Origin of the sequence: Halomonas sp. E19, from assembly GCF_052439355.1 — a bacterium.
Taxonomy (GTDB): domain Bacteria; phylum Pseudomonadota; class Gammaproteobacteria; order Pseudomonadales; family Halomonadaceae; genus Halomonas.
This window is the reverse complement of sequence record NZ_JBNFWU010000002.1, coordinates 11,869-23,556: the sequence shown is the minus strand read 5'-3', so window position 1 is coordinate 23,556 and position 11,688 is coordinate 11,869. Positions and strand designations below refer to the sequence as shown.

Below are 11,688 nucleotides of genomic sequence, written 5' to 3'. Positions count from 1 at the left end.
TCTCGGGTGACGTCGACAGCATCTCAGGCCTTGCCAGAGGACACTCTGCGTCGACGTTCCCTTGAGGGCCTTTTCACAGCCTGCTGTTCAAATCTTGTGCGCCTCATCCACGGCGTCCTCATAGGTCGCCTGGCGATCGATGCGGCCCGTGGCATGGCGCAGCATCCACGGCATCTCGGCACAGTATCCGAACTCATCAGGCGTTGATCGTTGGATATCGGCCACATGCTGCCCGTGCTTGAGCACCTGGTACTGGCCACGCGCCAGCCGTTGGATCGTGATCGGCCCTGCCATGGGCTGCCCTCCTCTGCAGGTTGAGATGTCGTCATACGCCGCCGAGCCTCGGTGGCGTTGCGATACAGGGCAGCCAAGGCTGCCCGCCGGTACCGACCAGCGCCTAGGCGCTCTTCTTCTGGTTGATCTGCCTATCGGCGAAGGGGTTATAGAGCTCGTCGCGTACCCACAAGGCAAGCGTCTCCGCCATGTGCGGCACCATGAGGCCGACGACCTTCCGCCTCACCGTCTGTTCGTGAAGGACCTTCACTTCCCGAGGGTCGAGAGCGACGGAGGCGGTCTGGTTATCCCGGTGACGATGAATCAGCGCCTCCATTTCGGTCGGGGCATCCTTCCCGCGCACTCGCACGATGCTCAGTGTCACGTCGATACCTTGAGTCCTTGAGCGGGACACAATGGCCGACTCCCCCGCGTCGAGCGCAGCATGATTGATGGCGACACCGTTAAAGCGGCTGATGGGCATAGTGGTGGTCTCGTCTTCCTGATCACGAATGGGTATGGGCGCCGACCGTCTTTCAGCGACCTGTCACTGACGCCCCCTGTCCGGGCCTGCACCAGGCGGGTGCTGTGCCGCCAGGCACCGGAGTCGACGCCAACCCTACCCCAGGTCGATCAAGACGCAATGCGTCTAGGTGCCCTCCAAGGGCATCTCGCACCGTTGCCAAAGGACCGGTCTGCGATACCCTCGGCGACATCGGGCACCAGTCGTCCATCACCACCGCGGGAGTATCAGGATGATCCACAAGGTATTCATGAAGGCGCTTGGCAATCCAGGGGACTATGCCCAGGTGTTCCAGAACAATCTGGCCGTGGTGCAGGACGCCCAGGACGAGCTGCGCGTCACGGGGGATGAGGCGACGGCCACCTACCCGCCCGTCAGCCTACCCGTCTTCAGCCTCGTCACACTGCTGCCCGACCACGACGAAGGGCGGTGCCGCACCGCCATGGCTGCTGCCTTCAAGGCACTGACAGGGCGCACCCTCAAGGACTACATCACCGCCTACGGCGCCTGCCGGCAGACCTCCTTCAAGGCCTATCGCAAGCAGTTCCTGCGCCACTACGGCGATGTCGATGACTTCGTGCTGCTCACCACGTTCCTGTCCGCACACCACAAGCGCCAGGAAGCGGTCATGGCCTGGCTCGACGGACAGAAGATCCCGGTCATCGAGATCGACATCCTCGAGCGCTGGAAAACACATGTCGGCATCCAGACCGACCCGCAGGAACTGATAACCCTCACCCGATCACGTATCGCCATGGGCGCCGATGCGCAGCGCACCATCGCCTTCGAGGGATACCTGCGCCTGATCGTGCCCCTCGCTGAACACCTGGGACGGCTCAATGCCGCCGGCGAGGACGCAGATGCCGAGGCTGCCTGGCTGGCCTTCAATGCCTGGTGGGCGCTTGGCAGCCTGGCCAACGATCCTCACCTGGTCTCGGATTTCCGCCACTTCTGGCCGGCGGGGTTCAACCTGATGATGACGATCAGCGACATGACGGGACCGGGCGGTCAGTTGCTGTTCGGCAATCCGCTGGCGGTACCCTGGATGCCCGGCACCGACCTGGCGCCGATCCGAACCCTGCTGGCCGAGGGGCAATGGCTCTCCAGCGCTGCCAATGTGCTTGCCGACTGGCGCTCCGCCGCGACACGCGTGACCAGGATGCAGGAGGCCCTCGACGCCCTCAGCGAGGCACAGAGGCGTGCCATCCCCCGGCTACAGCGCGATACCCTGATGGGCTATGTCTGCGCCAGCGTCACCCCGGACGGTGCGCCCTGGTCGCAGGAAGCGCTGGGGGCGCGTGGCATACCGCCGCTGTGGCTGGAGCTGCTGGCTCAGGACCTCGCCGCCTTCAACGACGGATCATCCCCCGAGCGCTTGGTGAGTGCCGTCGATCGGCTGTTCTACTACGCCGACCTCCTGGGCGGCTGGATCTGCCAACTTCAACAGGGCGAGGTCTGTCTCTATGAGCAGGCCGACGATGTCGAGGGCCCGCCGGACAGCATTGCGCCCGAACATTTCGACCTGGACGCCGACCTGTTGCCGCCCTCCCTGTGCTCTCCCCTGCCCTTGGTGCCGCTCGCCTCGGAGCTGGTGGCACGAGACCTTCAGCGCTTCACTGAGGCGCTCGGCGAGATCCAGGCCGATACCCAGCTCACCCTGGCCGAACGTCTGAAACGCATCAGCGAAACCCAACAGACCATGGCCGCCACGTGCGACAAGATGCTGACCGAGAACGTCGAGCCCCTGCTGCTTGTCCTCGACGAGCTACCGTGGGAAAAGCTGTCGCTGGTCCCCTTCTCGATGCCGGTGTCCGGTGAGCAGCCGCAAGAAAGTCAGGAAGGCGCCGACGAGCACCACGAGGCCGCGGTGAACGCTCGGGCAGAAAAGGAGCGCCAGCAACAGCGCGTGCAGGAGCTTGAAGAGGCCCTCCAGCGATCTGAGGACGAAGCCCGGGCGTTGCGTGCCAGCATGGCCACGCTGCAAGCCCATGAGCCTGAGCAGGCATCCGCAATCGGCCACGATGACCTCGTGGATGCGGTAAAGGCCTTTGGTCAGTCGAGCCAGGCTCCGGAGGCGCTGCGTCTGGCACGGGCCACCTATCCCGATCGCCTGCGCATCCTCGACTCGGCCTTTACGTCGGCAAGCGAGGCGGCCAGCACCCTGAGCGGCGCCGGCCTGCTGCGCAAGCTCCTGGCCATGGCCGAACAAGGCTGGGAAGCCATGGCGGCAGGCAAGCCCCTCTACAGCCTCAAGGAGGTGGTGCCGGGGCACCTGGCGTGCGTCGAATCCGACCGTGTCAACCAGCACCCCAAGCTGCGCGATGAGCGGATCTTCACCGAGAAGACGGCGGAGGGCTCCCGCCGCTGGGACATGCAGAGCCACCTCACCCTCGATGAGCGCCACCGCCTCTACTTCACCTGGGACGCCGATGCCCAGCAGTTCGTGGTCGGTCATGCGGGGCGTCACCTGAGCATCGCCACCGCGTCCTGATCCGCATCCACTGACCTCAGCCTCGATGCCGCCGCCACCGTGTCCCGGGGCGGCGGATCGGCCGTCACGTCGCCGTGGCTTAGGGGTAGCCGGCGACCCTATCCCCCAGCAGGAGTCGGGTCGCTCGGGACAACGCCTGGTAGCGAGCCTCGAGCTCGGGCACCGCCACGGCCGGCACCGTCTCGATGGCCAGATGACTGGCTCCCACCTCCCTCAGCAGTTTATCCAGGTGCTCCCTGAGTCGCGGACAGCCCTTGGGCAACAACTGCGCCTCGGGCACCGCGTCACTGGCCTCGGCATGGTCGGCGGCAGCCGGCCGCCGCAGCTTCTTCTCCAGGGCATCACGGCGCTTGCGCAGGATGGGCAGGCGCTCCTCCAGGTCGCTGGCGGGTCGGCCCTTCAGTAGCGACGGATCATCGACCCCCTCGGCCGCCATCCTTGCCTGCAGATGCTCCCGTTGCTCCCTGGGGGCGTCACCGGACTCGATCGCGGCGATTCGCTCCTTCACCCGGTTGAGCAATGCCTTGGTGCGGCGCACCCAGACGGGGTGGGCGGGCTTGCCCAGCTTGGGGTTGTACGCCACGGCGATCAGGTCGGCCATCTCCGCCGGCGGCTCCCCTGCTCGGCTTCATGGTGCCTGGCGATCGCCAGCTGGTCACGATAGGCCATCCGTTGCTTGGCCAAACGACTTTCCAGCGACACCGCGGGGCGGCCTACAGGGCTCTTGAGATGACCCCGGATCGCTTCCCATTCGGCCTCGGTGTGACCGATCGGCGGGAGCAGATCGATAGCCTCGTGAAGCGCCTGCTTCTGCTGGGTGGCATAGCGCGACAGAAGGCCCTCCCCGGCCTTACGCGCCGCTGTAGCGAGACAACGGGCCTCCTCTTCCAGGACGGCCAGCAGGTAGCGCCGGTGAGTATGCCGCTGGGCCTCCTCCACGGCAGGCATCGCATCGTCACGGGTGACCATCAGAAAGGTGTTGTCGCACTCTTCCTCCACCAGTTGCAGCAGACGCAGCGCACGTGCGGCGCGATATCGGCTCTTGGTGGGCTCTCCCAGACGGGGGCGACCATGGACGGGGGTACGGGCGGTGTTCGCGCACGGGCTAGACATGAGCATCTCCTCTCGGTTGCTCGATCGTTCCTACGGGGTGTGTGGGTTGATGTAGGACGACTTGGTCTAGCTCTGATCGCTACCCCGGGTTGCGCGATGGTGGGGGGATGGGAACGGGCAGCGATGCTTCTCTTCAACTAAAAAGTGCGCTCAAAGGCGCTAAATTCAGCATTTTATCTTACATAGACGGAATCTAATGTCAACCTCCGGGGTGTGAGACAAGAACGCGGGCGCACCGTCTGGTGTCGCCCGCGTGGCCGGAGTGCGCGGGACTATTAGAACTCCTCGACGATGTCTCGCTGCATCGGCGGCGCCTCTTCCGGCAGCGGATCGGGGGCTTGCTCGGTGTCCTCACGTGACGTCACGGGGGCGGCCATCAGTTGCTCACGGATGCCCGCCTCGATCTCCTCCATGATCGCCGGGTTCTCCTCGAGGAACTGGCAGGCGTTGGCCTTGCCCTGACCGATCTTGTTGCCCTGGTAGCTGTACCAGGCACCGGCCTTGTCCACGAGGCCGCACTTCACGCCCAGGTCGACGATCTCGCCGGCGAGGTTGATGCCCTTGCCGTAGAGGATCTGGAACTCGGCCTGACGGAACGGCGGCGACACCTTGTTCTTGACCACCTTCACCCGGGTCTCGTTGCCAATCGACTCCTCGCCCTGCTTCACCGCTCCGGTGCGACGGATGTCCAGGCGGACACTGGAGTAGAACTTCAGCGCATTGCCGCCGGTGGTGGTCTCGGGGCTACCGAACATCACCCCTATCTTCATGCGGATCTGGTTGATGAAGACGACCATGCAGTTGGCGGTCTTGATGTTGCCGGTGATCTTGCGCAGCGCCTGGGACATCAGGCGAGCCTGCAGCCCGACGTGGGCATCCCCCATCTCTCCCTCGATCTCGGCTCGCGGGGTCAGCGCGGCCACCGAGTCCACCACGATCAGGTCGACGCTGCCCGAACGCACCAGGGTGTCGGTGATCTCGAGCGCCTGCTCGCCGTTGTCCGGCTGGGACACCAGGAGGTCATCGAGATTGACCCCGAGCTTCTCGGCATAGCCGGGATCGAGCGCATGCTCGGCGTCGATGAAGGCACAGGTCATCCCGCGCTTCTGGGCCTGGGCGATGAGCGACAGGGTCAGGGTGGTTTTGCCGGAGGACTCGGGCCCGAAGATTTCCGTCACCCTGCCCCGTGGCAGGCCACCGATCCCCAGGGCCACGTCGAGGCCGAGCGAGCCGGTGGACACCGAGGGAATGGCAACCCGGGGCTCTTCGCCCAGGCGCATGATGGCGCCCTTGCCGAATTGCTTGTTGATCTGGGAGAGCGCGGCATCGAGGGCCTTGCTGCGTTCGGGATTGGACATGGTCTGGCTCCTGCGGTTGGCGGGTCGGTGACCCCGGGCATGGTGGGGCTGGGTGGCCGGTCAGCGGCGATAGAGCTCGGTGCCACAGTGCCGGCACTCGAAGATGGCTCTACCTGATTGGTTCAGCTTTCGCTGCCAGATGCTGGAGGAATTGCACTCGCAGCAGCGGATGCCGCGGGGCGTCTGGCACTCAGGGAACTCTTCACGGTATTCGTCGAGGGTCGGCAGGGCGTTGTAGTCCCGTTTTAGCGCCAGGTAATCGCTGATGACCTTGCCGATAAGCGCGACGAAGAACATCGCTATGATAAGGGGGATATAATCCATAGAGTCCTCGCGTGATCACGTTGGAAGTCGTGAGACAACGGTACCCCGGAGCCGGAATCATGCAAGGCAGCAAAAGAAGGTGATGACGCGTCGTGACGTCGCGATTCAGGAGGCGAGATCGAGGGAAAGGTTACGGCTGCGCTCCTGGAGCGCGTAACGTCCCCGTCCAGTGCGACGCGCCTTGGTCTGGCAGACCTTGCGGATCTGCTCACGCCAGGCAGGGTTCGGTGTCGGGCGTCGCTCGGCGGCGTACTCGTAGATCGCCCGCAGCGATGCCTCCCCGCCCATCGCCTCAAGGGCCTCGGTGACAAGCGCTCCCCAGGTTGCCGGTCCATCGCGCATGGCCTGCTGAACGTCTCTGGAGAGCCCCTGGAGGTACGCCAGCTCCGCATAGAGGCCGAAGCCCACCATCAAGCGCCGCCGGTCCTTGCGGAACGTGGTGAAGCACAGAGGATGCTTGAGGCCATCGTAGAGGTTACGCGGCAGCATCTCCTGAGCCATCGACCACTGCTCGCTGTAGCGCATGACTCGCCGGGCGGTCTGCAGGAAGAAGGCCGGCAGCACGAAACAGACGCGACCCTCATTCACCAGCAGGTCATGGGCACGCTCGAGGAAGGCTTCGATGAGGGCTGTCTTGAACGGTGGATTGCCGACGATCACGGTGGGCGTCTCGGGTAGCTCCACTTCCAGGAAGTCCCCGGCGATGACCGGGCGACCCGTCAGCAGCCGGGCCTGCTCCGCCAGCTCGGTGTCGAGCTCCACCCCCAGCACCGGGATATGCCCCGGGATCGCTTGAAGAAAGCGCCCGGGGCCACACGACGGCTCGACCACGAAGTCCTGGCGGTCCAGATCGGGCAGGTGGCTGCGCACCAGGGCGGCAGCGGCCCACGCTGGCGTTGGGTATTGCCCCAGGGTTCGCTGGCGGCCCCCGTCCGTCATGACGCCGCCCCCTCATCCTTGAACGAGGCGGCCCAGGCCTCGACGCTGCCGCCATACTGCTCGACCACCTCCTGGGCACGAGTCTTGGAGAAGTCGACATCGTAGAGCCGCATCCAGTCGATGGCCTGTTGCGCCATCGCGATCTGCCGGCGGGTTTCGTACCGGGGGCTTTCTTCTTGCAGGCCAGCGTGCACACCGTGGCCAGGGTGCAGTCGCACAGATAGGCCAGCGCCCCGGCCGGATCACGCACTGAATCCTTGATCATGCCTGCACCTCGCGAACTCGGTCCGAGAAAATCATCAGCCTGCACCTCGCGAACTCGGTCCGAGAAAATCATCAGCCTGCACCTCGCGAACTCGGTCCGAGAAAATCATCAGAGCACCGGTGACCCTCGGCACGTCCTCCTCTGCGATGCGTCGCGGCATCGTGATGGTCACGTCCGCCGGAGCGTCGGTGAGCAGGGTCGCATGCGCCAGCTTGTGCGCCTTTCCCTTGAGCTCGAGGAACAGGGTGGCCGTGCCGCGAACAGAGCCCGAGGGGGCATCGAACAGAGTGACCTCGAGGTCCATGGGCGGCGCCTGTGTACTGGGAGGCTGGGTCACGTCGGCGCCAGCAGTGGCCTCGAGGCTGCAGCGCGTCACCAGCAGCTCCGCCATTTGATAGCAGTCCTCCTCGCTGCTGTAGCGGGCAACGAGTTCGGCCAGCTGATGAAAGCGACATTCCTTGGGCAGGACCCCACGGGATTTCCAGTGCAGCAGATCCTGGGAAAGCGAAGTGAGATGCTGACGGGCAAAGCCCCGGGCCTCACTCACGGCATCACCACCGGCCATCGCATCCTCCCATGTCACCGAAGCTGTCCATGCCACCGTCCATGTCCGTGAGGCTGTCCATGCCACCTATGTCTTCCGAGACTCCGAAATGGTTGTGGTGGATATCAAACACCTCGTTGAGCATCGGCAAGCCGGTGGCGGGGTTGATCGCCGGCCTCTGGTAGGCAGCCCAATGGTCATCCCCGCCGAGGCCAAGATCCATCACGCTTCCGCTCGACGCGGTCGGCCCAGTCCGATGGAGGGTGAGGTCGTCCTGGAACCCCGCGCTGTGGTCAACAGGGCGTCGGATAGGTCCTAGATCGCGCCAATCGTGCGCCAGCGGCGAAGCATAACGGTCGGCAACCTCCCGCTCCTCTTCACGCTGGTCGTGCTGGAACAGCCAACTGAACAATCCCATGTCTCCTCCCGAGGTCGTCTCGCCCCATCCTGTTGATCGTTGCGGGGCATGTCCTCGGGACTATTGCACATGTCCGAGGACATGCAAGCCGCCTTCTCATGCCTGCGGCGCGAAGGCGTGGCGGTAGTCCTGTTCGGTCAGGATGCGAATGCTTCCCTTGCCGCTGTCATTGAGCTTCTCGGCCTTCGCCACCTTGCTCCCGGCCTTGTCACCCGCCACCAGCAGGGTCGTCTTGCCGTTGACGGCGCTCTGCACCTGAGCCCCCATGGCCATGGCCTGGGCTTCCATGTCCTTGCGCGAAGCGCCCACCATGGTGCCGGTGAAGCAGATCACCTGGCCGGCGAGGGGCTGGTCGGCTCCCGCCTCGGTGGCGGGCGTCTCGTCCTCGAGGGCGAAGCCCAGCACCCGCATGTGGAGGATCAGCGGCCACATGTCGCGAAGGGTCGCGGCAATCTCCGGTGAGGTCTTGGGTCCGAAACCATCGATCGCGGCAATCTGCTCGGCTGTCACACTCCCCAGGTCGTCCAGCGGGATCGCCTGCAGGAGCTTTCGGGCATCGCCGCGGCCGAGGTGGCGGATGCCGAACGCCGCCAGCCAGCGCCACGTCATGACCGGCTCTCGGCGGCTACGCTCCAGCTGGGCCACCAGATTGGCGGATTGCCCGGGGCCAAAGCCGAGGGCGGCGAAATCGTCGGCCGCCATGGCATAGATGGCCGGCAGTTCGGTGATGCCCGCCGCGACCAGTCGCGCAACGGTTTCGCGCCCGAACAGGTCGACATTGCCCAGTGTGTGGAACCAGTGCCGGAGCCGGGATTCGGCCTGGGCTGAACACCCCGATGCGTTTGGACACTCCAGGTGCTCCCCAATCTCGACCGCCTCGGTGCCGCAGGAGGGGCAGTGGGTCACGACCAATGGCGTCTTGGCCGGCTCCAGGACCTCGATGAGCTTGGGGATCACTTCCCCGATCTCACGAAACGAGCCTTAGCGCCCTCCCCCAGTCCCTGCGCCAGCAGGTTCTTGGCGGTGTGGGCCGTAACCTTTGAGACGGTGGCGCCGGAGAGCACCACCGGCTTGATCAACAAGGTCGGGATGATCCGCCCGGTCCTGCCGGTCGTCAGCCGCACGGCGAGGACCGTGGACACGGCCGATTCGCCCTGGCGCTTGATGGCCATGACCGCACGCTCGTGGCTCGAGGTTGCCCCCATGGCATGGCGTAGCGACGCGTCGGTAACCTCGACCACCATGCCGTCGGTCTCATAGGCGTTGTCCGCCACGACGCTGTCGTAGAGGGTCTCCCACCCCACGCGGAGCTCGTCAGCCGTCACGATGCGCTCGGGCAGCTCGGCGAAGGGCACGAAGCGGATGGCGCCAGCCTCCAGCGCCAGCCGATGATGAGGCTTCACGCTGTCGGCGCTCACGAACCCGGCGACGAAGTTGCGGGGATGCTCCTGGTTGTGCTCGGTGCCCTTGCCCAGCTTGGCATGGAAGAACTCACGATCGCAGACCAGCTCGCCCCGGCCTCGACCACGACCGCCCTGCATGACCACGCCAAGCTCGATGATGCGCGTGATGTCCTGGCCCTGCAGTCCATCGCCTCGGGTCACCAGGCGATCTCCATCGTCCACCCCGGCGATGCCGTCGAGCTTCGGTGTGAGGCGAAAGCGCAGGGCGTCGGGGGCGACCCCTCCTCGACGGCGGCCCGGGTCACCTGCTGGAGGTAACGTTCCACGGCCTCGAGATCGTAGCCCTTCCAGGTGGAGAGCATCGGCGTCGCATGCCTCACCGTCGGCAGGTCCAGGGACAGCGGCTCCGGCTCGACGCGATGCAGGAACGGATGATCGGGGTCCTGCTGGCGAAGCCCGAGCACGAAGCACTGGTCATAGGCGGCATCGCTGACCAGGGGCTTGCCGAGGCGATAGGCCTCGTTCAGGGTCTCGCACGCTTCGGCCAGGGTCTCGGCACGCTGGAGCAGCGCAAGGGCCTGCGCATTGCCCTCGATGAGGTGGGCGTTGGGGACGGAGAGCTGTTGGGCGGGAGCCTCGGCGTCAGCGAACAGGTCCAGATCGTGATCGGCGGCCGGCATGGGCGATTCCTCAGTGGCTAGGGGCGGGTCCGTTGCCATGGAGGATGCCAGCAAAGCGCCAGCACGCAAGGTGGGGAGCGCCCTTCAAGTGTGTCGCGCTGTCCCGATGTGACATTCTCCCCCGGAAGGGCGCCACCCCCAGGGGAGAGCATGTCTTCTAAAGAGGTAACCCGCATCACTCAGTCGCACGCCTTTGCCGCCTCCAGAATACGGTCGAGCAGCTTATGGGTCTGTGTGTCGACTTCCTCAGCGCCAGCTGAAGCAGAACGACAGTTCGCCAATATCACGATGTACAAGACATCATGCGCACCCGGCTCCACGGACAGGGCGAGCTTGCGGCCTGCGATGAAATCAACAGCCAGGGGGCCTCTGCATCTATCCGATCGGCACCCTGGCATCTGCGGGCAGAGATCCTTGTGAAGCTTTACCAGCGTCGAGGTTGCGAGCAGCATGGCGGCTGTCGCCACGCTGTCGCCCTGGGTGGGTATGTGATGCTTACAGAAGCGTGCCGCCCTCGCGACGGCGGAATACAACCGACCGAAATCGGCCTTTGACAGAGGAATACGCACGCGGCGCATGTCAGCACTCCTCCTCCCGTCGCTTGGTCACCGGGGAGAGCATCGCTCAGGAGTGGGTGGCTGACAGGAACAACACGCCGCACTGGTCGGAGTAGACCGCGCCGAACTGCGCCTCCAGCCAGGCGTGCGCCTCGGGCGGGAGCCTGCAGGGCTCGTCCATGGGATGCATCAATGACATTGGCCCCATGGGCAGGGCCATCAACTGGCCGAACAGTCTCTCCATGACGCTCGACATGTAGTCCACGGCCTGGAGCATCTTGGTGAACTTCACGGAGATCACCAACCCCGCGATCGGGGGACGCTGGGAGCGCGTCGGCGGGTTGAGGTGGAGGCTGATCTCTTCGGGCAGCCTCAGCACCCCGGCCCGGTAGTCGGCCATGGCGACCTGATGGAGCACCTGGACGGTACGCGAACCGAAGTCGGACTCTGTCTCAGGGGTGTCGAGACGGTCGTGCCGCACGTTCACCATGTCGAAGATGTCGGGCCCATCGTCGGCCACATAGACCTTGATGCTCTTGGGCACCTGCCCCTCGAGACGCGCCTGGAGCAGCTGCGCCAGCCCCTTCCAGTCCACGTCGTCATAACAAGTCATCACGCCCTGGCCATTCCGGTCGAGGAAGGTGTCGGCGTCGTCGGGCACCTTGGGTAGCAGTAGGAAGTTGAAGCACAGCGGCTTCTCGGCCTGCTCGGCGATACGTTGCCACTCCTCGGGGGTGACGGTCTCGGCGTCAAAGGGAAGCATCGTGGGGGTCTCCTGGGGCTATGACGTGCTGGGGTGG

Annotated in this window: 16 protein-coding genes; 1 reads left to right on the top strand and 15 read right to left on the bottom strand. The window is 65.0% G+C overall.

All coding sequences use genetic code 11. The features are described 5' to 3' along the window. Positions 1–87: 87 nt before the first annotated feature. Entirely contained in the window at positions 88–294 is a 207-nt protein-coding gene (locus tag ACUDAL_RS19290) for a hypothetical protein (RefSeq protein ID WP_444679482.1), read from the bottom strand. 103 nt (positions 295–397) lie between these two features. Beyond that, the gene (locus tag ACUDAL_RS19285; protein WP_444679481.1) at positions 398–757 is read right to left on the bottom strand and encodes a hypothetical protein; all 360 of its coding nucleotides are present in this window, start codon (positions 755–757) and stop codon (positions 398–400) included. Between the two features lie 271 nt (positions 758–1,028). Between ACUDAL_RS19285 and ACUDAL_RS19280 the strand changes: the two genes are divergently transcribed. Beyond that, the gene (locus ACUDAL_RS19280) at positions 1,029–3,287 is read left to right on the top strand and encodes a hypothetical protein (protein ID WP_444679480.1); all 2,259 of its coding nucleotides are present in this window, start codon (positions 1,029–1,031) and stop codon (positions 3,285–3,287) included. Between the two features lie 79 nt (positions 3,288–3,366). On the opposite strand, the gene ACUDAL_RS19275 is transcribed toward ACUDAL_RS19280, so the two are convergent. The 13 genes from ACUDAL_RS19275 to ACUDAL_RS19215 all read right to left on the bottom strand — a co-directional run bounded on the left by ACUDAL_RS19275 (position 3,367) and on the right by ACUDAL_RS19215 (position 11,651). Continuing rightward, positions 3,367–3,888, bottom strand: coding sequence for a hypothetical protein (locus ACUDAL_RS19275; RefSeq protein WP_444679479.1), 522 nt, complete (start codon positions 3,886–3,888; stop codon positions 3,367–3,369). Continuing rightward, complete coding sequence (locus tag ACUDAL_RS19270) at positions 3,876–4,400, bottom strand: hypothetical protein (protein ID WP_444679478.1); 525 nt, start codon at positions 4,398–4,400, stop codon at positions 3,876–3,878. The genes ACUDAL_RS19275 and ACUDAL_RS19270 overlap by 13 nt, the downstream gene beginning before the upstream one ends. Positions 4,401–4,675: 275 nt before the next feature. Next, the gene (gene recA, locus ACUDAL_RS19265; protein WP_444679477.1) at positions 4,676–5,758 is read right to left on the bottom strand and encodes a recombinase RecA; all 1,083 of its coding nucleotides are present in this window, start codon (positions 5,756–5,758) and stop codon (positions 4,676–4,678) included. Between the two features lie 60 nt (positions 5,759–5,818). Then, on the bottom strand, positions 5,819–6,082 hold the full coding sequence (locus ACUDAL_RS19260; protein ID WP_421417824.1) for a hypothetical protein: 264 nt from the start codon (positions 6,080–6,082) through the stop codon (positions 5,819–5,821). Between the two features lie 105 nt (positions 6,083–6,187). Continuing rightward, positions 6,188–7,021, bottom strand: coding sequence for a hypothetical protein (locus tag ACUDAL_RS19255; RefSeq protein ID WP_444679476.1), 834 nt, complete (start codon positions 7,019–7,021; stop codon positions 6,188–6,190). Continuing rightward, the gene (locus ACUDAL_RS19250; RefSeq protein ID WP_444679475.1) at positions 7,018–7,158 is read right to left on the bottom strand and encodes a hypothetical protein; all 141 of its coding nucleotides are present in this window, start codon (positions 7,156–7,158) and stop codon (positions 7,018–7,020) included. The genes ACUDAL_RS19255 and ACUDAL_RS19250 overlap by 4 nt, the downstream gene beginning before the upstream one ends. Before the next feature lie 162 nt (positions 7,159–7,320). Then, positions 7,321–7,833 carry a hypothetical protein gene (locus ACUDAL_RS19245; RefSeq protein ID WP_444679474.1) on the bottom strand — a complete coding sequence of 171 codons (513 nt, stop codon included), beginning with the start codon at positions 7,831–7,833 and terminating at the stop codon, positions 7,321–7,323. Between the two features lie 4 nt (positions 7,834–7,837). Further along, entirely contained in the window at positions 7,838–8,248 is a 411-nt protein-coding gene (locus tag ACUDAL_RS19240; protein ID WP_444679473.1) for a hypothetical protein, read from the bottom strand. Positions 8,249–8,344: 96 nt separating this feature from the next. Then, a complete protein-coding gene (locus ACUDAL_RS19235) occupies positions 8,345–9,205 on the bottom strand; it encodes a BRCT domain-containing protein (protein ID WP_444679472.1) in 861 nt (286 codons plus the stop codon). Further along, on the bottom strand, positions 9,202–9,852 hold the full coding sequence (locus tag ACUDAL_RS19230) for a hypothetical protein (protein WP_444679471.1): 651 nt from the start codon (positions 9,850–9,852) through the stop codon (positions 9,202–9,204). The genes ACUDAL_RS19235 and ACUDAL_RS19230 overlap by 4 nt, the downstream gene beginning before the upstream one ends. Beyond that, positions 9,849–10,331 carry a hypothetical protein gene (locus ACUDAL_RS19225; RefSeq protein ID WP_444679470.1) on the bottom strand — a complete coding sequence of 161 codons (483 nt, stop codon included), beginning with the start codon at positions 10,329–10,331 and terminating at the stop codon, positions 9,849–9,851. The genes ACUDAL_RS19230 and ACUDAL_RS19225 overlap by 4 nt, the downstream gene beginning before the upstream one ends. Before the next feature lie 179 nt (positions 10,332–10,510). Continuing rightward, positions 10,511–10,909, bottom strand: a complete 399-nt coding sequence (locus ACUDAL_RS19220) for a hypothetical protein (RefSeq protein ID WP_444679469.1) — start codon at positions 10,907–10,909, stop codon at positions 10,511–10,513. Positions 10,910–10,955: 46 nt separating this feature from the next. Then, positions 10,956–11,651 (bottom strand): hypothetical protein, encoded by a 696-nt coding sequence (locus tag ACUDAL_RS19215; RefSeq protein WP_444679468.1) that lies wholly within the window; start codon positions 11,649–11,651, stop codon positions 10,956–10,958. Positions 11,652–11,688 lie beyond the last annotated feature (37 nt).